Origin of the sequence: Marinomonas piezotolerans, assembly GCF_003362755.1 — a bacterium.
GTDB lineage: Bacteria > Pseudomonadota > Gammaproteobacteria > Pseudomonadales > Marinomonadaceae > Marinomonas > Marinomonas piezotolerans.
The window spans coordinates 16,621-36,366 of sequence record NZ_QKRA01000012.1 but is presented as its reverse complement, the minus strand read 5'-3'; the positions used below and the strand labels follow the sequence as shown (position 1 = coordinate 36,366).

Annotated in this window: 21 protein-coding genes; 19 read left to right on the top strand and 2 right to left on the bottom strand. The window is 45.5% G+C overall.

Features of this window, described 5'->3' with window-relative positions; translation table 11 throughout:
- The first annotated feature begins 1 nt into the window (after position 1).
- The 12 genes from rplF (at position 2) to rplQ (ending at position 6,542) form a co-directional block, all read left to right on the top strand.
- Positions 2-535 carry a 50S ribosomal protein L6 gene (gene rplF, locus DN730_RS17110; RefSeq protein ID WP_115469366.1) on the top strand — a complete coding sequence of 178 codons (534 nt, stop codon included), beginning with the start codon at positions 2-4 and terminating at the stop codon, positions 533-535.
- A 13-nt stretch (positions 536-548) separates the two neighbouring features.
- A complete protein-coding gene (gene rplR, locus DN730_RS17105) occupies positions 549-899 on the top strand; it encodes a 50S ribosomal protein L18 (RefSeq protein ID WP_115469365.1) in 351 nt (116 codons plus the stop codon).
- A gap of 10 nt (positions 900-909) precedes the next feature.
- Entirely contained in the window at positions 910-1,410 is a 501-nt protein-coding gene (gene rpsE / locus DN730_RS17100; RefSeq protein ID WP_115469364.1) for a 30S ribosomal protein S5, read from the top strand.
- Positions 1,411-1,416: 6 nt separating this feature from the next.
- On the top strand, positions 1,417-1,602 hold the full coding sequence (gene rpmD, locus DN730_RS17095; RefSeq protein ID WP_067223468.1) for a 50S ribosomal protein L30: 186 nt from the start codon (positions 1,417-1,419) through the stop codon (positions 1,600-1,602).
- Position 1,603: 1 nt separating this feature from the next.
- A complete protein-coding gene (rplO, locus tag DN730_RS17090; RefSeq protein WP_115469363.1) occupies positions 1,604-2,038 on the top strand; it encodes a 50S ribosomal protein L15 in 435 nt (144 codons plus the stop codon).
- Positions 2,039-3,370 carry a preprotein translocase subunit SecY gene (gene secY, locus DN730_RS17085; RefSeq protein WP_115469362.1) on the top strand — a complete coding sequence of 444 codons (1,332 nt, stop codon included), beginning with the start codon at positions 2,039-2,041 and terminating at the stop codon, positions 3,368-3,370.
- Positions 3,371-3,389: 19 nt separating this feature from the next.
- Positions 3,390-3,503 carry a 50S ribosomal protein L36 gene (rpmJ, locus tag DN730_RS17080; protein ID WP_087611427.1) on the top strand — a complete coding sequence of 38 codons (114 nt, stop codon included), beginning with the start codon at positions 3,390-3,392 and terminating at the stop codon, positions 3,501-3,503.
- A gap of 119 nt (positions 3,504-3,622) precedes the next feature.
- Positions 3,623-3,979, top strand: a complete 357-nt coding sequence (gene rpsM, locus DN730_RS17075; RefSeq protein ID WP_115469361.1) for a 30S ribosomal protein S13 — start codon at positions 3,623-3,625, stop codon at positions 3,977-3,979.
- A gap of 68 nt (positions 3,980-4,047) precedes the next feature.
- Complete coding sequence (gene rpsK, locus DN730_RS17070) at positions 4,048-4,440, top strand: 30S ribosomal protein S11 (protein ID WP_115469360.1); 393 nt, start codon at positions 4,048-4,050, stop codon at positions 4,438-4,440.
- A gap of 14 nt (positions 4,441-4,454) precedes the next feature.
- Positions 4,455-5,075 (top strand): 30S ribosomal protein S4, encoded by a 621-nt coding sequence (gene rpsD, locus DN730_RS17065; RefSeq protein ID WP_115469359.1) that lies wholly within the window; start codon positions 4,455-4,457, stop codon positions 5,073-5,075.
- A gap of 36 nt (positions 5,076-5,111) precedes the next feature.
- The gene (locus DN730_RS17060) at positions 5,112-6,116 is read left to right on the top strand and encodes a DNA-directed RNA polymerase subunit alpha (RefSeq protein WP_115469358.1); all 1,005 of its coding nucleotides are present in this window, start codon (positions 5,112-5,114) and stop codon (positions 6,114-6,116) included.
- 42 nt (positions 6,117-6,158) lie between these two features.
- Positions 6,159-6,542 (top strand): 50S ribosomal protein L17, encoded by a 384-nt coding sequence (rplQ, locus tag DN730_RS17055; RefSeq protein ID WP_115469357.1) that lies wholly within the window; start codon positions 6,159-6,161, stop codon positions 6,540-6,542.
- Positions 6,543-6,689: 147 nt separating this feature from the next.
- On the opposite strand, the gene uvrA is transcribed toward rplQ, so the two are convergent.
- The gene (gene uvrA / locus DN730_RS17050) at positions 6,690-9,509 is read right to left on the bottom strand and encodes an excinuclease ABC subunit UvrA (protein WP_115469356.1); all 2,820 of its coding nucleotides are present in this window, start codon (positions 9,507-9,509) and stop codon (positions 6,690-6,692) included.
- Between the two features lie 152 nt (positions 9,510-9,661).
- On the opposite strand from uvrA, the gene DN730_RS17045 reads away from it, so the two are divergent.
- Positions 9,662-11,017: an MFS transporter gene (locus DN730_RS17045; protein WP_115469355.1), complete on the top strand. Its 1,356-nt coding sequence runs from the start codon at positions 9,662-9,664 to the stop codon at positions 11,015-11,017.
- Positions 11,018-11,053: 36 nt separating this feature from the next.
- On the top strand, positions 11,054-11,752 hold the full coding sequence (gene ssb, locus DN730_RS17040; protein ID WP_115469354.1) for a single-stranded DNA-binding protein: 699 nt from the start codon (positions 11,054-11,056) through the stop codon (positions 11,750-11,752).
- Positions 11,753-12,092: 340 nt separating this feature from the next.
- Here the strand turns inward: ssb and DN730_RS17030 are convergent, their stop codons facing one another.
- A complete protein-coding gene (locus DN730_RS17030; RefSeq protein ID WP_158541234.1) occupies positions 12,093-12,980 on the bottom strand; it encodes a LysR family transcriptional regulator in 888 nt (295 codons plus the stop codon).
- A 114-nt stretch (positions 12,981-13,094) separates the two neighbouring features.
- Here DN730_RS17030 and DN730_RS17025 point away from each other — a divergent pair, with 114 nt between their 5' ends.
- From DN730_RS17025 to DN730_RS17005, 5 genes are all read left to right on the top strand, one after another.
- Positions 13,095-13,715 carry a DUF2306 domain-containing protein gene (locus tag DN730_RS17025; protein WP_115469351.1) on the top strand — a complete coding sequence of 207 codons (621 nt, stop codon included), beginning with the start codon at positions 13,095-13,097 and terminating at the stop codon, positions 13,713-13,715.
- On the top strand, positions 13,708-14,247 hold the full coding sequence (locus DN730_RS17020) for an outer membrane beta-barrel protein (RefSeq protein WP_115469350.1): 540 nt from the start codon (positions 13,708-13,710) through the stop codon (positions 14,245-14,247). The genes DN730_RS17025 and DN730_RS17020 overlap by 8 nt, the downstream gene beginning before the upstream one ends.
- 700 nt (positions 14,248-14,947) lie before the next feature.
- Positions 14,948-15,532, top strand: a complete 585-nt coding sequence (gene smrA, locus DN730_RS17015) for a DNA endonuclease SmrA (protein ID WP_115469349.1) — start codon at positions 14,948-14,950, stop codon at positions 15,530-15,532.
- A 130-nt stretch (positions 15,533-15,662) separates the two neighbouring features.
- Complete coding sequence (locus DN730_RS17010; RefSeq protein WP_115469348.1) at positions 15,663-18,590, top strand: insulinase family protein; 2,928 nt, start codon at positions 15,663-15,665, stop codon at positions 18,588-18,590.
- Positions 18,591-18,617: 27 nt separating this feature from the next.
- Complete coding sequence (locus tag DN730_RS17005) at positions 18,618-19,724, top strand: 1-acyl-sn-glycerol-3-phosphate acyltransferase (RefSeq protein WP_115469347.1); 1,107 nt, start codon at positions 18,618-18,620, stop codon at positions 19,722-19,724.
- Positions 19,725-19,746: the final 22 nt, after the last annotated feature.

Here is a 19,746-nt window from a genome sequence, read left to right as displayed (position 1 = left end):
TATGTCTCGAGTTGCTAAAAGTCCCGTGACGCTTCCTAGTGGTGTAGAAGTTACTCTAAATGGCCAAGCTGTTGCTGTAAAAGGTGGCAAAGGTTCACTAGAGCTTAACGTACACACAAGCGTTGAAGTAAGTAAAGAAGATAACGTTCTAACTTTTGCACCACGTGATGGTGCAAAACAAAGCCGTGCCCTAGCGGGTACAACGCGCGCACTTGTTAACAACATGGTTGTTGGTGTGACTCAGGGCTTTGAGAAGCGTCTACTATTACAAGGTGTTGGTTACCGTGCTGCGGTAAAAGGTAATGTTCTTAACCTATCTTTAGGTTTCTCACACCCTGTAGATTACGAGTTGCCGTCAGGTATTACTGCCGAGTGTGCATCTCAAACTGAAGTCATTCTTCGTGGCATCGACAAGCAAGCCCTAGGGCAAGCAGCGGCTGAAGTTCGCGGTTTCCGTCCACCAGAGCCATATAAAGGTAAAGGTGTTCGTTATGCTGATGAAGTTGTTCGTCGTAAAGAAGCTAAGAAAAAATAGTAGGTAAGCATTCATGAACACTAAGAAACAATCTCGGATTCGTCGTGCGCGCCGCGCACGTTTGCATATTCGTGACCTAGGTGCGAATCGCCTTACTGTAAATCGCACCCCACGTCACATGTATGCACAAGTTATTTCGCCATGCGGTAGCAAAGTGCTAGCAAGCGCTTCTACTCTAGATGCGTGCCTACGTTCTTCTGCGACTGGCAATAAAGACGCAGCAGCTAAAGTGGGTGCTCTGATCGCTGAGCGTGCAAAAGAAGCTGGTGTGAGCACCGTAGCGTTTGACCGTTCAGGCTTTAAATACCACGGTCGCGTTCAGGTGCTTGCAGATGCAGCACGTGAAGCCGGTCTAGAGTTCTAAGGGGTAGCAAATGGCAGTTAACGAACAACAAACTAGCGATCTTCAAGAGAAGCTAGTACAAGTAAACCGCGTTGCTAAAGTTGTGAAGGGTGGTCGTATCTTCTCTTTCACTGCTTTGACAGTCGTAGGTGATGGTAACGGTAAAGTAGGTTACGGACGTGGTAAAGCACGTGAAGTGCCTCAAGCAATCCAGAAAGCGATGGAGCAAGCGCGTCGCAATATGGTGTCTGTTGCTCTGAATGGCGACACACTACAGTACCCAGTTAAAGCGGTTCACGGTGCATCTAAAGTGTACATGCAACCGGCTTCTCAAGGTACTGGTATTATCGCGGGTGGTGCAATGCGTGCGGTTCTAGAAATCGCTGGTGTGCACAACGTATTGGCTAAGTGTTACGGCTCAACTAACCCTATTAACGTTGTTCAAGCAACGATTAAAGGTTTGGCTGACATGCGTGCACCAGAGCAAATTGCTGCGAAACGCGGTAAGTCTGTCGATCAAATTTTGGGGTAATGTGAAATGGCTAACAATACCATCACAGTAGAATTGACTCGTAGCCCTATCGGTCGTCTTCCAAAGCACCGTGAAACAGTTAAAGGCTTGGGTCTTAAAAAGATTGGTCAACGTCGTGAACTAGAAGATACTCCTTCTGTTCGTGGCATGATCAATAAAGTTTATTACATGGTTAAAGTGGTAGGAGAATAACATGTTCCTAAATACCATTCGTCCTGGCGAAGGTAGCAAGCATGCTCCTAAACGTGTTGGCCGCGGTATCGGTAGCGGTCTGGGCAAAACGGGTGGACGTGGCCATAAAGGTCTTAAGTCTCGCTCAGGTGGCTCGGTAAAACCTGGTTTTGAGGGCGGTCAAATGCCTTTGCAGCGTCGTCTGCCAAAATTTGGTTTCACTTCACGTCAGGCTAAGTATGTAGCTGAAGTTCGTCTTAACGAACTCGCCGCAGTGAATGCAGAAGTTGTAGATTTGGCTGCTCTTAAAGGTGCCGACATCTTAGGTGACAAAATTAAGTCTGCTCGCGTTATCTTGTCAGGTTCTATCGACAAGGCAGTGACGGTACGTGGTCTTAAGGTTACTAAAGGTGCTCGTGCTGCCATTGAAGCAGCTGGCGGAAAAGTCGAGGAATAGATGTCAAAGCGTGGCTCACTACCAGCTGGAATGCAGAACGGACTAGGTGAACTTTGGTCTCGTATTCGTTTTGTTTTTATAGCAATTATTGTATATCGAATTGGTGCACACATTCCGGTTCCCGGTATCAATCCGGATCGTTTGTCTGCCCTGTTCGACCAGAATGAAGGCACAATCCTGAGTCTATTTAATGTATTCTCAGGCGGGGCATTGGAACGTATGAGTATTTTTGCTCTGGGTATCCTGCCCTACATTTCTGCCTCGATCATTATGCAGTTGTTGACAGTGGTGAGCCCGCAGCTAGAGCAGCTAAAGAAAGAAGGTGAAGCTGGTCGTCGTAAGATTACGCAGTATACGCGTTACGGCACCGTTCTTCTTGCTTTGGTTCAGTCCGCTAGTATGGCCGTAGGTCTTGCTAGCCAAGGAATTTCCTTCAGTTCCGGTATCGAGTTTTACGCTGTTGCAGTGGTAACGCTTGTTGCTGGTACGGTATTCCTAATGTGGCTGGGTGAGCAAGTAACCGAGAAAGGTATAGGTAATGGTATTTCGATCCTTATCTTTGCTGGTATCGTTGCGGGCTTGCCATCTGCTCTAGGACGTTCTTTTGAATCGGCCCGTCAAGGTGATATCAATATCCTTGCTTTGTTGTTGATTGGTGTACTCGCTATAGCGACTGTCGCATTCGTTGTTTTCATCGAACGTGGACAGCGCCGTATTACGGTTAATTATGCCAAGCGTCAGCAAGGTAAAAAGGTGTTTGCCGCACAAAAGAGTCATTTGCCACTAAAAGTGAACATGGCAGGTGTTATACCGCCAATCTTTGCTTCTAGTATTCTTTTGTTCCCAGCTTCGATCGGCCAATGGTTCGGTCAAGGTGAGGGCATGGAATGGCTGCAGAATATTTCTCTGGCTCTAGCTCCTGGGCAACCGCTCTATGTGCTGTTGTTTGCGATAGCAATTGTATTCTTTTGCTTCTTTTATACAGCACTGGTGTTCAACCCTAAAGATGTGGCAGATAACTTGAAAAAGTCCGGTGCGTTCCTGCCGGGCATTCGTCCAGGCGACCATACCGCTCGATATATTGACGGTGTTATGACTCGTTTGACGCTATTTGGTGCCTTGTATATCACTCTAGTGTCATTGATGCCTCAATTCTTTGTCGTTGCGTGGAATGTCCCTTTCTACTTCGGTGGTACTTCGATGTTAATCGTAGTGGTTGTAGTAATGGACTTCATGTCACAAGTGCAAAGTCATTTGATGAGTCATCAATACGAATCATTAATGAAGAAGTCTAATCTGACTGGTTATGGTCCAAATGGCCTAATGCGTTAAGCATAGGTTGGAGTTGAACATGAAAGTACGTGCATCTGTAAAGAAAATCTGTCGTAACTGTAAAGTCGTTCGTCGTAACGGCTCAGTTCGAGTGATCTGCTCTGAGCCACGACACAAACAGCGTCAAGGCTAATAGCTAGATTATTCTATGATGGGAGGGTGGTTGATTTTTGTCCGCGTTGCTGGCATAATCAGCCGCCCTCATGAAAGCAAAGTGATGAATTATTCATCCATAACAACGGAGTAAAGTGAATGGCCCGTATAGCCGGTGTCAATATTCCTGACAATAAACATGCGGTCATTTCTCTAACTTACATCTTCGGGATCGGTCGCACTCGCTCTCAAGCTATCTGCCAAGCAGCAGATATCGAAGAAACCGCTAAAATCGGTTCTTTGAGCGATGAAGTACTCGACCGTCTACGTGGCGAAGTTGCTAAGTTTACTGTAGAAGGTGACCTCCGCCGTGAAGTCAGTATGTCTATCAAACGTCTGATGGACTTAGGCTGTAACCGTGGCATCCGTCACCGCCGCAGCTTACCAGTTCGTGGTCAACGTACCAAAACGAACGCTCGTACACGAAAAGGTCCTCGTAAGCCTATTCGTAAGTAATTCAACGCGTTTCGCTCTAGTGCATTAAGTCTGCTAGAGCTGAGCATTAGATATAGGAAAAGTGCAATATGGCTAAGCCAGCAACGCGCAGTACCAAGAAAAAAGTCAAAAAGACGGTCGTCGACGGTGTTGCTCATGTACACGCGTCTTTTAACAATACGATCGTGACTATCACCGACCGCCAAGGCAACGCTTTGTCTTGGGCTACAGCAGGTGGTTCTGGTTTCCGCGGTTCTCGTAAAAGTACACCATTTGCGGCTCAAGTAGCTGCAGAACGTGCCGGAGCTGCTGCTCAAGAGTTCGGCCTAAAGAACGTTGACGTTATGATCAAGGGCCCTGGTCCTGGTCGTGAATCCGCAGTTCGTGCATTAAATGCATTGGGTCTGCGCATCAACAACATCACAGACGTGACGCCAATCCCGCACAATGGTTGCCGTCCGCCTAAGAAACGTCGCGTTTAAGAGGAGACAGACACATGGCTCGTTATTTAGGTCCAACTTGTAAATTGTCTCGTCGTGAAGGCACAGACTTACAACTTAAAAGTGGTTCACGCGCTCTAGAATCAAAATGTAAAGCAGAAACAGTTCCAGGTGTGCACGGTGCACGTCGTGGTCGTCTTTCTGATTACGGTCTACAGCTTCGTGAAAAACAAAAAGTTCGTCGTATGTACGGCGTTCTAGAGAAACAATTCCGCAACTACTACAAAGACGCTGCTCGAATCAAAGGTGCAACAGGTGAAAACCTTCTGCAACTTTTGGAATCACGTCTAGATAATGTTGTTTACCGTGCAGGCTTCGGCTCTACACGTGCGGAAGCTCGTCAGCTAGTTGGCCACAAAGCCATCCTAGTGAACGGCGAAACGGTTAATATCGCTTCTTACCAAGTAAAAGCTGGTGATGTGGTAGCTATCCGTGAAAAAGCTAAGAAGCAGTTGCGTGTACAAAACGCAGTAGAGCTATCTAAGAATCGCTCGCCGATCCATTGGATCGAGGTTGATGCAACTAAACTGGAAGCAACTTACAAAGCTGCGCCAGAGCGTGCCGATTTGTCAGCTGAAATTAATGAGAACCTAATCGTCGAGCTTTACTCTAAGTAATAGCTAAATGGTTAGGATTAAGAAATAGGTGGATCTATGCAGCGTTCAGTGAGCGAATTGTTAACCCCACGCAACATCGAAGTACAAGAGTTAGGGCAAACTCGCGCCAAAGTGACCCTGCAGCCGCTAGAACGTGGCTTCGGACATACATTGGGCAACGCGTTGCGCCGCATTCTTTTGTCTTCTATGCCTGGTTGTGCAATTGTCGAAGTCGAAATCGACGGTGTATTGCATGAGTACAGTGCGATTGAAGGGGTAAAAGAAGACGTTATTGAAATTCTTCTTAACCTAAAAGGAGTTGCGATCGCTCTACACGGGCAAGATGAAGCAACTCTAACACTTAGTAAGAAAGGTCCTGGTGTCGTAACTGCTGGAGACATTCAGCTAGTGACTGATTCTGAGATCTCTAATCCTGATCACGTAATTTGTCACTTGGATGATACTGCAGAGCTAAATATGCAGATCAAAGTGTCTCGTGGTCGCGGTTATGAGCCTGCTGACGCTCGTGTTGCTGGCGACGATGAGACTCGTCCTATTGGTCGCTTGCAGCTGGATGCCTCTTTTAGTCCTGTTCGTCGTGTGGCTTACAGTGTTGAGAATGCTCGTGTTGAGCAGCGTACCGACCTAGACAAGCTTGTCATTGACATCGAGTCTAATGGTACTATCGACCCTGAAGAAGCTATCCGCCGTGCAGCGACGATTCTACAACAGCAAATTGCAGTATTCGTTGCGCTTGAGAGCGAAAGCGAAGCAGTTGTTGAAGAAGAAGAGGATGAGATTGATCCGATTTTGCTACGCCCGGTTGATGATCTTGAGCTAACCGTTCGCAGTGCTAACTGTCTGAAAGCGGAGAACATCTATTACATTGGTGATTTGATTCAACGTACAGAGGTTGAGCTACTTAAAACGCCAAACCTAGGTAAGAAATCATTAACTGAAATTAAAGATGTTTTAGCACAGCGCGGTCTGTCTTTGGGAATGCGTCTTGAAAACTGGCCACCGGCTAGCTTAAAAGACGATAGCAAAGTTCTAGCTCGCTAGATCATTGTTCCCTGACCACCGTAGTTTGGTAAGGAATGTAAAATGCGTCATCGTAAGAGTGGACGTCACTTAAACCGTACTAGCTCACATCGTAAAGCGATGTTCAAAAACATGGCTGCTTCTTTATTCGAGCACGAAGTTATCAAAACTACGTTGCCGAAAGCCAAAGAACTTCGTCGCGTTGCTGAGCCTTTGATCACATTGGCGAAAGAAGATTCCGTTGCGAATCGTCGCCTAGCCTTTGCACATACTCGTAGCAAAGATGCAGTAGGTAAATTGTTCTCTGAGCTTGGTCCTCGTTACCAAGGTCGTCCTGGCGGTTATGTTCGCATTCTAAAATGTGGATTCCGTGCAGGTGACAATGCACCTATGGCTTACGTTGAACTGGTCGATCGTCCAGTTGCGGAAGCTGCAGACGCTGAGTAATTAGCATTTGCGTAAAAAGGCCGAGTTAATACTCGGCCTTTTTCGTTTCAGTATTCGGTTCGAAATAGTTCAGATCTAATACTAAAAAGGGACTGCATTGCAGTCCCTTTTTTTGTTGTTAAGGCATGGGGATGTTGAGCATTGTACTTACAGCATATCTTTAAGGAAGCGAGCAGTATGGGAAGTGCTCGACGTCGCAACCGTTTCGGGAGTGCCTTCGGCAATAATATAGCCTCCGCCACTGCCGCCCTCTGGTCCTAGGTCTATAATCCAATCTGCAGTTTTAATGACATCTAAGTTGTGTTCGATAACAACGACAGTATTGCCATGGTCACGCAATCGATGAAGTACATCGAGAAGTAATTCTATATCTGCAAAATGTAATCCAGTAGTAGGTTCATCAAGTATATACAGTGTTTTCCCAGTGTCCCGTTTGGAAAGCTCTTTTGCCAGTTTAACGCGTTGTGCTTCACCGCCCGATAGCGTTGTGGCGGCTTGACCTAGGCGAATGTAACCAAGTCCAACGTCCATTAGCGTCTGTAACTTTCGAGCAATAGACGGCACAGGATCGAAAAATTCGCGTGCATCTTCAATAGTCATTGATAAGCATTCATGAATGTTCTTTCCTTTGTAGGTGACTTCAAGGGTTTCTCGATTGTAACGATGGCCTTTACAAACGTCACAAGGAACGTATACATCCGGCAGAAAGTGCATCTCCACTTTGATGACGCCGTCTCCTTGACACGCTTCACATCGGCCCCCTTTGACATTGAATGAAAAGCGCCCAGGTTTATATCCTCTCGATCGAGCTTCCTGTGTTGCTGCGAAAAGCTCCCGCATGGGGGTGAAGATACCCGTATAAGTCGCTGGGTTGGATCTTGGTGTTCGCCCGATTGGGCTTTGATCGATGTCTACACACTTATCGAAGTGATCAAGGCCTTCTATTTTTTCATAGCCCGCTGCTTTGAGAGTCGTTGCTCCATTGAGCGCCGTTGCAGCTAAAGGGAACAATGTGCCGTTGATTAATGTTGATTTCCCTGACCCTGATACACCTGTTACACAAGTCATAACGCCAACTGGTATATTCAGAGTGACATCGTTCAAGTTGTTGCCGTGGGCGCCGTGGAGCGTTAATTGTTTTCCTTCTATCGCTTGATGACGCAATGCTGGTATCTCTATTTTGCGTTGACCAGTTAAAAACTGTCCTGTTATAGAGCTCTTACATGCCATGATATCTTCTGGTGTGCCAGATGCGATTATTTGTCCGCCATGTACACCTGCTCCTGGGCCGATGTCGACGACGTGGTCTGCAATTCGAATTGCATCTTCATCGTGTTCTACAACGATCACGGTATTACCTAAATCACGTAGTCGCGTTAGGGTAGCTATAAGGCGCTCGTTGTCTCGTTGATGTAGGCCGATTGATGGTTCGTCTAGGATATACATTACGCCTACAAGGCCAGCACCGATTTGGCTGGCAAGGCGGATACGTTGTGCTTCGCCACCTGACAAGGAGTCTGCTTTGCGGTCGAGTGTTAAATAATCGAGGCCGACATTCACGAGAAAGGTCAGGCGATCTCGGATCTCTTTTAAAATTTTAGAAGCTATTTCGCCACGGGAACCCGTCAGCTGTAGCGTTTCAAAGTATTGCAAACATTCAGCGATTGGTTTCTTAACAATGTCAGGTAAGGTTTCCTGAGAAATGAAAACATTTCGAGCTGATCGGTTTAGGCGAGTGCCCTGACACGTAGGGCAGGGCTGTACACTAATGTATTGAGAGAGGTCTTCACGAACGCTGTCGGATTCTGTCTCATGATAACGTCGGTTTAAATTTGGTAGTACGCCTTCAAAGACATGGGAGCGAGTCATTTTGTCGCCGCGTTCGTTAATGTAGACAAAGTCTATTTTGTCTTTCCCCGACCCATTAAGAATCTTATCTTGGAATTTCTCAGGGATATCTTGAAACTTCAGGTTGATGTCAAAACCGTAGAAATTAGCAAGAGCGTTGAGTTGTTGGAAGTAGAATATACTGCGGCGTCCCCAGCCACGAATTGCACCTTCTCCGAGCGTGAGGCTGCTGTTTTGAATAACTCGATCGGGATCAAAGACTTGATGAGTGCCCAATCCATCACAGGTTTGGCATGCGCCATTAGGGTTGTTGAAGGAGAACATTCTCGGTTCAAGTTCAGTAATAGCGTATCCGCACACAGGACAGGCGAACTTACTGGAGAAAACATGCTCATCAGTTTCATCATCCATGTTGATGATCTTAGCAATACCATCTGATAGAGAGAGACATGTCTCGAATGATTCTGCCAAGCGTAGCTGAAGATCCGAACGAACTTTAAAGCGGTCAATTACTACTTCAATGGTATGTTTTTTGTTCTTTTCTAGTGTAGGCGCATCGTCTAAATCGACCACTATCCCATCAATGCGTGCTCGGACAAAGCCCTTTGATAGTAGTTCACTAATGGTGTGTAAGTGCTCACCTTTGCGATCTTTGATGATAGGAGCTAGCATCATCATCTTGCTGTCTTCAGGCAGAGAGAGTACCTTGTCCACCATTTGGCTAATGGTTTGTGCTTCGAGCGGTTCACCGTGGTCAGGGCAGCGAGGTTGACCTGCACGTGCAAACAGTAAGCGCAAGTAGTCATAAATTTCTGTAATCGTGCCAACTGTAGAGCGCGGGTTATGGGATGTTGACTTTTGCTCAATAGAGATTGCGGGAGATAGGCCTTCGATATGGTCGATATCGGGCTTGTCCATCATGGATAGAAACTGGCGAGCATAAGTCGAGAGCGATTCTACGTAACGACGTTGACCCTCAGCGTAGAGAGTGTCAAAAGCTAATGATGACTTGCCTGAACCAGATAGTCCGGTAATCACTACCAACTTGTCGCGTGGGATGTCTAAATCGATATTTTTTAGATTATGAGTCCGCGCACCGCGAATAGTAATGGTATCCATGTGTCTCCAAAATAAATGCAACCAAGGAAAAAATCATTCAAAATAGAATAACTGTCTATTTTTACAGTACTTGAAATAGAGCTTCAACGGTATTTTTAGTAAAATCCCGGTTCTTTCTATAATTGTCTCCAAATACGTAAGTAGTAACTACTATGGATGTCATCGAACGTCGTTCTGTGCTTGCACTCGCAACGGTATATCTATTCCGTATGCTCGGCTTATTTTTAGTTATGCCCGTGATAAGCGTCGCTGCTGATGGGCTCCAAGGAGCGGACGCAGCACTGATAGGTGCCGCTATCGGGATTTATGGCTTCACACAGGCGGTGTTACAGATCCCAATGGGAATGATGTCTGATAAGGTTGGGCGCAAAAAGGTTATCGTGTTTGGTTTGCTGTTGTTTGCAATGGGGAGTGTGATTTGCGCCAATGCTGACAGTATTACGACCTTGATCTTCGGCCGAGCAATCCAAGGTGCTGGAGCCATTGCTAGCACGCTAATGGCATTGCTTAGCGATGTCACAAAAGAGCAAAGCCGAACCAAAGCTATGGCGATGGTAGGGATCAGTATCGGTGCCTCATTTATGGTGTCATTGATATTGGGACCAGTTCTCTTTGGTTGGATCGGATTATCAGGTTTGTTTTACCTTTCCTTTGTGTTTTCGCTAGTAGGGATTGTGCTGGTCGTTTGGGGGGTTCCTAATGCCACTCAGCATTCGTTTCGTCGCGACACCACCCCGAATATGGTCGCTCTTGGAAGCGTATTGGCGGATTCCAGATTGCGCTTTCTCAATGTAAGTGTGCTACTTCTACACGGTAGTTTAACTGCTCTATTTGTCGCCATCCCTAGTATGTTAGTTAATCGTTACGGTTTATCATTGGGGCAGCATAGTATCTTGTACTTAATCGTGATGGCGTTTGCATTTTTGGCTATGTTGCCATTAGTGATTGCCGCCGAAGGTAAAGGCAAGATGAAGCAAGTGCTAACCTTGGTTATTGCCGTTATGGGTGGGACAACTCTGCTAATGGAGTGGGTTGGTCAGTTGTGGATGTTCGCAATTACGGTATGCTTGTTCTTTGTGGCGTTCAATACTCTCGAAGCAACTTTACCTTCTGTTATTAGTAAACAAGCTCCCGTTGGTTATCGCGGTACCGCGATGGGTGTGTTCTCTACGCATCAATTTATGGGGACATTTATTGGCGGTGCAGGAGGAGGCTGGCTACTTCAGCATACCTCAGTTACCGTTTTGTTCTCAGTCATCGGTGCGTTGTGGTTATGTTGGGCTTTGATCAGTATGATGCAGCCAGCGCCACGACAATTAGGAAGTATCGCTTTTAGCATCGCCGCACATAGCGAGCAAGATGTTAAGCGATTAAAGCAACAATTAACGCAAATCCAAGGAGTGGAAGAGATGCAGATTTTTATAGATGAGCAAACGGCTTATTTGAAGGTAGATAAGAAACAACTAGATAAAGCGGCGCTACAGAAAATAGCGCCGCACATACAGTGATAAGAATTTTTAGATTAAAAGAATTGGAGTGACCAAATGGCACGTGGAATCAATAAAGTAATCTTGATCGGTAATGCGGGTAGCGATGCCGAAGTTCGTTTTATGCCATCTGGCGCGGCTGTAGCGAATGTTAACTTGGCAACGACCGAGAGTTGGCGTGACCGTCAAACTGGGCAGATGCAAGAGCGCACAGAGTGGCATCGTGTCGCTTTTATGGATCGAGGTAACTACCGTCTAGGTCAAATCGCGGGGGATTTCATCAAGAAAGGCTCCAAGGTTTACGTTGAAGGCTCATTGCGTACTCGTGAGTGGGAAAAAGATGGCGTTAAGCGCTACACCACAGAGATTGTTGCGAATGAAATGCAATTGCTTGATGGGCGTTCGGACGGACAGCAAGGCGGATATGATAATAATATGGGGGGAGGTTACGGTGGTCAGCCACAACAATCCGCGCCACAGCAAGGCGGATACGGTGCAGCACCGCAGCAACCAGCACAGCCAGCGCATCAAGGAGGCTACGGTCAACCACAACAGCCTCCAGCACAAGGAGGTTACGGTCAGCCGCAGCAGCCAGCTCCAGCCGCTCAACCGCAGTCATTCGGTAGCTGGGGCAACCAGCCGCAGCAACCCGCTCCGGCACAGCAGCCTGCTCAACCTAAAGCGCCAGAGCAGCCAGCTAAGCCGCAACAGCCAGCACCAAACTTTGATGACTTTGATGACGACATACCGTTCTGATCAAAGATAAAATCAAAGATGTAAAAAATTCTCTTGTAAGGCCGCTAAATAGCGGCCTTCTTTTTTGGGTAAAAGGGTCTGATGTTTACGCATTTGATTCCTTTGGATTGCTCTGATTTGGGAACCTGTAGTAAGCACGTCTTGAAGCGTATCAGTGGAGCCTAGCCGTAAACATGTTTGCACTTTAAAAACGCCGTTATAAAACGTCATTTCATCCATCAACCAGGAAATAGACGAGCTTCACTGCTTTTACTCACCGCAGCGGAGTAGAATAACTTGTGTGAATGTTTCTTAGATCACATTTACTTGACTGAGGTCGGAGATCATAAATTTTTCAGGTTCAGTTATTGTGCATATTTTCGATTAAAAATTGGGCCAAATGATCGTAGATAGCTTTAAATTTTACACTCGTTTGTAATGCTTGGTGTGATACCAACCATATTTCTGATTTTGGTAAAGGATGTTTATCTAAAATTTTAATTAAATCTGGATGATTTTTAGCGTGAGAGTTAGATACTATGCCAACACCGATACCTTGCTTAATTAAAGCACAATTGGCTAAAGTATTATTAGCCATTGCGCTAATGTTAACATTATTAAACATAGTGCTTTCAGAAGAAAGGAATGAAGCTAACTGTTCAAATTTATGAAAGCCAATAAAATCAATAGATTTCCAGTTCACACTTTCGTCAGAAAACTCTATAGATTCAAGATAATCTTGGCTTGCATAAAACCCATAGTATTCAATACCTACCTTCCTCGCAATAAGGTCTGGTTCAGTAGGGCGGCCGTTTCGAATAGCAATATCTGCATCTTGTTTTCGCAAGTCTGTTAACTCATTTGTGGATACCACTTCGATACATAAATTTGAGTAAAGGCCTCTCATCTTTTTGATAAATTTGGGTAAATAGGTGGTTGCAAACCATTCTGTTGCAGATATGCAAACCCTACCATGGAAATCTTTACTCGTTCCCGCTGCAAGCAATGAAGCCTTGTTCGCGCTTTCATGCATCTCTTTTACATGAATAAGTAATTGACGCCCAGATTGAGTTAAGGATAAACCTTGTGTAGAACGATGGAATAGCGTCATAGAAAGCTGTTCTTCTAAATTCGAAATATTGCGGCCAAGTGTAGGTTGGGATATTCCGATTCGCTTTGCTGCTGATGATAAGCTACCTGTCTCTGCAACGATCAGAAAACAGTAAGCGTAATGCCAATCGAACAACATATTGCTATTCATATATAAATAAGCCCCGTTCAATCTTTTCTATTCCCCAAAAATACAACCGACGTAATACTTAGCACTCAGTTCAAAACTAAGACAACCATAGTGATCAATTAAATGTCTCGTTACCAACCGCTTATCATCATATGTATCATTTTTAGTTCACTGCTTTCACTTATTATCTTAAGTGAGCTTCTGTTCCAAAAACATAGTGCTGTTTGGAATGCACACATCTCATCTTCGTTTATTTTTATGTGGTTAATGCTATTGCAGTGTGTGTTTATGACTGCGCATAAAAAAATCATAATTCATAAAATTATTGGTTTTTTCAGTATTGCATCAGGTTACGTAATTACCATTACAGCATTAATACTAACTGATAATGTAACAACTAACCCATTTGACTCCGTGTTACTTGAATATATTCGCTTTGGTATTAGCTTGCTAATGATATTTTTTCTTACCAGAGCAGTCGTGTCTATTTGCTATCGGCGCTATGGCACTCATTGGCAGTCAATGCTCCGCTGCTATGCTCTTGCAATGGGAGCAGGCACGCAAATTATTACGCACATCCCTTGGTTCATCATGCCATCCCTGCTTAATGAAACAACTAGGACGATCAGTATGCTCAGCGCATGGGCTATTAATTTGGTGATCGCCGAACTCGTTATTCGCAACTTATCTAAACAGTCTCGTCATAAGATTCCAACGACAAATGGAGAAACATACTATGAATAAGCTCGTTCTTTTCAGCCCACTGCTACTGGGTATTGTTTTTAATCCTGCGCAAGCTGCGCACTCAATTGGGTTTAATATTGGCGGAGTGGATCGCGGCCCTGATTGGGGAGGTCAGCGGCATCAGTTAGTACTTGGTGTTGAGTCTGACTGGTTTCCTATCGAAGCACTGCCAATTTCTCTTGCGATTGACTCCTCTATTTCTGTTAACCAATCGAATGAAAGAGCGAGTGGGATGATGGGGCTCGATATAGGACTTAGAGGATATTTTCCTTTGACACCTCTCACGTCACTTACGGTTGGCTTTGGGCGAACCGCATTAACTGTTACATCAGTTAAAAATTCTGATTCTTCCGATGAACAGAAAGGAGATGGTTCAGGTTGGTGGGCAATGACTGGCATCGCTACACCGATAAATCAACAGCTTGATATGTCGGTAAAAATTAAATATACAAATGCCGATATTTCGCTAGAGAACTCGACGAATCAAGTTGACGGACTGGGTTTACACGTCGGCCTAGCGTACCGTTGGTAAGAAAACGAATACTTGCTTTGAAACAAAGTGTGAGCGGTGAGGAGTTCTCATTGAAATAGGCAGAAAGGTCTTCACTGACAGTGTTGCCGTTCTCTTGGTGAAATGGGTTAGTCAGCCAATTTTGCTAACTTGGTACGGTTACGAACTCCAATCCGCCATGAGCTAACTCTTTTCGCCAGAAGAGTGAGCTGATCTTATAGTCGTCACTTGAAGGTTAAGCGAAACCGTGCAAACCAAAAGCTGACTGTGCTCTGCGTTCATACTCTCTCGTTACAATGCCTCGCATTTACTTTAATGCAGAACTGGTACAACATGAGTGATCCAGTGGTGGCGGATGCATTGGAGGAGTTGTTAAAGTGGGGGTTCGATATCTAGTATGGCCACCGCGGCGGGCAATTGAGACTCCGACGCCATTTGTGTATCTGTAGTTTACAGTCTTGATGAGATCGCGCCCTTATTGTTTATTACATATTCCAGTTTTCCGGAACGGTTAAGCGCTATTCAGTTAAAGAGCTGCGCGTGAAGTGTGTTCGTTGTTGGCGCTCGAAACTGGTATAATGGGTGGTATATTTTAGAACAGTCATTAGAGCGTTTGGATGGGTTTCGTTTGCTCTTTCCTTTCGCCTTGCTTGCTGAGGTTCCTTAGGGAGCCTTTTTTGTCTTTGGCAGCAGTGATAGCGCAGAGGATATTGAGGTGGATATGCAAGAGGACGACAACGATTTCTCTTTGTTCGCACAAGAGGTTCAAGGTATTCGGCCGTTGGAAAAAAACGAGGTTTACCTTGGCAAAAAACAGGGTGACGTTGACTTTGTCGAGCGTCAAAAGGCTGCCTTAATTGCTAAAGTAGAAGACCGGAATCATTTATCCCAAGATTACGTCGAGCGCGTTGACCCTAATGATATGTTGGAATACAAGCGGCCAGGTGTGCAGGATGGTGTGTTCAAGCGCTTGCGCCAAGGTAAATATGGTGTGGAAGCTCGGTTGGACTTGCATCGTAAAACAGTAGAGCATGCCCGTAGAGAAGTGTTTCAATTTGTAGAAGATTGCATGCGCAATGATATACGAGTCGGCATTATTGTCCACGGTAAGGGCGATCGCACTCCAGATCCCACCAACCAAGCAACCATTAAAAGCTTTATCAATAAGTGGCTGCGTGATTTAGATAATGTGATGGCATTTCACAGCGCGCAGCGTCATCATGGCGGGTTAGGAGCTGTTTACGTATTAATGCGTAAAAGCGAACAAGCGCGTTTAGAAAATTGGGAACGCCATCAAAAACGCTAACACCAGCCATCGTATTTTGTGCAGAAATAGTCACATTATTGATACAATTTACACGTGTTTATTTCTTGAGATTGGGCGAAGCATTCCCAATGATTTGAGAAGTAGAACAAGATTTTTATAGGGGTACACCATGACAGTGAATAATGCACACCACCCAGCATTTAGAGCCATCCGTAGTGAGTTCGTTGATGCGCTTAATGTTACGGTACAAGAATATGAGCATGTCGTCACAGGCGCCAAGCATTTTCACATTGCCTCTGAAAACGATGAAAATGTTTTTTTAGTGGGGCTTAAAACCGTACCCACTGACTCTTGTGGTGTGGCACATATATTAGAGCATACCGTCTTATGCGGATCAGAGCGTTTTCCGGTGCGTGATCCATTCTTCATGATGATTCGACGCTCTCTCAATACTTTTATGAATGCGTTCACGTCATCCGATTGGACGGCGTACCCATTCGCAAGTAAAAACAAAAAAGACTTTCGTAATTTACTGGATGTGTATTTAGATGCTGTATTTTTCTCACGTCTGGATCCTTTGGATTTTTCCCAAGAAGGTCACCGTCTTGAGTTCGCCGAGCCTAATAATCCAGAATCAGAGCTGACTTACAAAGGGGTTGTGTTCAATGAGATGAAAGGTGCGATGAGTTCGACGACATCTGTGCTTTGGCAGGCAGTGACGAAGTATCTCTTCCCTAGTAATACCTATCACTTCAACTCTGGTGGTGAGCCGACGGATATTCCTGATTTATCATATGACGATTTGATGGCGTTTTATCGTAAACATTACCATCCGTCTAATGCGGTGTTTATGACCTTTGGTGATATACCTGCTGAAGAGCTGCAAGCTGAATTTGAGACGAAGGTGTTAAGCCGCTTTGATCGCCTTGAAGATAAAGATCGCGTCAGTGTACCTAATGCGAAGCGCTACTTTTCTCCTGTACGAGTAGAAGAAGGCTATGCAGCGGATGAAGCTAAAGAAGATGGCAGTCATGTTGTGATGGGGTGGTTGTTGGGTGAAAGCATTGATTTATCCCAGCAATTCGAGGCGTCTTTGTTGTCTAGTGTGTTGCTTGATAATTCTGCGTCACCTTTACGTCGTGCATTAGAAAACTCTGACCTAGGGGCATCGCCTTCCCCTTTGTGTGGTCTTGAGGACAGTAACAAAGAAATGAGCTTTATGTGTGGCTTAGAAGGTGTGCGTCGCGAAAACGCGCCTCAGGTTGAGGCTCTGATTTTATCCACATTGGAAAATGTCGCCGAACAGGGTGTTGATCAAGACATGGTCGAAGCAATGCTGCACCAGCTTGAGCTAAGCCAGCGTGAGATCGGCGGTGATAGTTACCCCTATGGTTTGCAGTTGATTCTCAGTGCCTTGTCTACGGCGGTACACAGTGGTGATGTGATTGCGCAGCTTGATCTGGACCCTGTTATTGAGCGAATGAGAAATAAAGTACGTGAGCCAGATTACATTCCAAATCTGGTCAAAGGTTTGTTGCTGAGCAATGCTCACCGCATTACTTTGACCTTGAGTCCAGATGAAGCATTAGAAAGTTTACGAAATCAGGCTGAGAAAGACCGTTTGAGCACGATCAAGGCCGCCCTGTCTGATGAGCAAAAACAGTACATTGTTGAGCGTAGCCAAGCGTTAAAGGCTCGTCAGGAGCAAGTAGATGATATGAGTCTACTGCCAAAAGTTGGTATGGAAGATGTGCCGGCAAAGATTCCTGAGTATGACTCTGAGGTTTTGGAAGCATCTCTTCCTGTCACATTCTACCCTCAGGGAACCAATGGATTGGTATACCAACAGCTTGTTGTAGATCTCCCTAAACTGACTGATGAAGAAACACGTGTATTACCGTTTTATACGTCTTTGTTGACTGAGCTTGGCGTTGGCGAGCACGATTACTTAGCTGTTCAGTCACGTCAGGCACAAGTATGCGGTGGAATCTCCGCGTACTCCTCTATCCGCACAGAGATTATTGATAAACAAAGAGTGAATGGATATTTTGTTCTGAGCTCTAAGGCACTTGTGCCGAATGCACAGGACATGACACAACTGATGGCTGATACGTTCGTCGCGGCACGGTTTGATGAAATCAGTCGTATTAAAGAGCTGGTGGCACAGCGCCGCGCACGACGTGAAAGTTCGATTACTGGTCAAGGACATGTACTGGCGATGAGTGCTGCGACCAGCGGTATGTCAGGCCTAGCTGCCCAACAAGAAGCATGGGGTGGTATGACGGGGATTCGTAGCTTAATTGCTTTAGATGATGCGTTAAAGCAAGGAGATGAAGCGCTAGAAACACTGCGTCAGACGCTTGAATCGATACACGCTAAAATGCAAGCGACATCTAAGCGACTATTATTAGTCGCAGAGCCTCATCATAAAGAAAGCTTGTTAACCGTTGTTGCACCGGTTTGGACAGCAGTTGAGAACCATGAGCAGGTGACGACATTTTCTTTGCCTGCTGTAGATGACACGGTTAAGCAAGCTTGGGTTACAGCAACCCAGGTTAACTTCTGTTCTAAAGCATTTAAAGCAGTTGCAGGAGAGCACCCAGACGTTGCGCCGTTAACGGTCTTGGGAGGCTTTTTACGCAATGGTTTTCTTCACCGCGCAATTCGAGAGCAGGGCGGCGCTTATGGTGGCGGAGCAACATTTGACGGTAGCTCAGGAGCTTTCCGGTTCTTTTCTTATCGTGACCCTCGCTTATTGGAAACGTTATCTGACTTTGATGCATCGATTGAGTGGCTATTAACTAATGACCATTCTGAAGACGCGCTTGAAGAGGCAGTTTTAGGTGTGATTGGCGCGATGGACAAACCAGGCTCTCCAGCAGGGGAAGCGCAAAGCGACTTCTTCCTACAATTGCATGGGCGCACCAAAGCCTATCGCGAAGAATTTCGTGCAAGGGTATTGTCAGTAACCTTGGATGACCTGAAGCGAGTTGCAACGCTTTATCTAACGAAAGAGAACGAAAATACGGCTATGGTGACGGCGGGCTCTAATAAAGAGTTGCTGAGCCAAGCGGGTTTTGAAATTTGTACTTTATAACGAAAATAAATCTGAATGGAAAATTCAATGGATCAGTTTCATGATATACGCCCTTACAACGACGATGAAGTCGCCGGGGTGTTAGAGAATTTGGTGAACACGCCAGACTTTATAGACACAATTGTCGGGTTTAAGTTTGCTAAATGGCCAAAATGGACTCGCGGTATGCTGGCGGTGCTGGTGAAGCGAGTTCTACGCAAGGAAGTGGGCAAAATAAGCGATGTGCGTTCATTTCAAATGCAAGTGGCTAGCTACATGGAGCGTATGATCAAAACGACGACGACCGATGTTGAATATCGTGGCATTGAAAAGCTGGCAAAGAATGAAGGTTATTTGTTTTTGTCAAACCACCGTGATATTGCCATGGATCCAGCGTTTGTGAACTACGGTTTGTACCTCAATGGTTTGGACACAGTGCGCATTGCAATTGGCGACAATTTACTGCGTCGCCCTTTTGTCTCAGATCTGATGCGCTTAAATAAAAGTTTCATAGTGAAACGCTCGGCTAATGGTATTCGTGAAATGATGGCGGCGTTCGGCCAGTTGTCAGATTATATTACGCATTCTCTGACCCAAGAGCACAGTAATATCTGGATTGCGCAAAAAGAGGGGCGTGCGAAAGACGGATTGGATCAGACAGACCCTGCCATTATCAAGATGTTCTTTATGAGTCAGAAGAAACAAAAAATTGCGTTTCCTGAAGCGATGAAGCATTTAAAAATCGTCCCGGTTTCTATCTCGTATGAATATGATCCGTGTGCGTTTGATAAAGCAAAAGAGCTGCATCAGAAGTCTACAACTGGCGCTTATGAGAAAGCAGAGTTTGAAGACATTGATAGTATCCGTAAGGGAATTGTTGGGCGTAAGGGCAAGGTGATCGTTACCTTTGGTGATGTCATTGACGACAATTGTGATACCCCCGACGCGATGGTGGCAGAAGTTGACCGACAGATTATCGGTCATTATGCCATTCAATCAACGAACCAAGCTGCTGCTAGATTGCTAAAAGGCGAGCCAGCAGGAGATCAAGTGTTTGAACGTTACATGGCGGAATGTCCTGATGAGTTGCGTGAGACCGTGTTGACGATGTATGCGAATCCATTGCTACAGCAGCAGGAAAGAGGCCTTAACTAGGCTTATTGAGCACAATACGGAG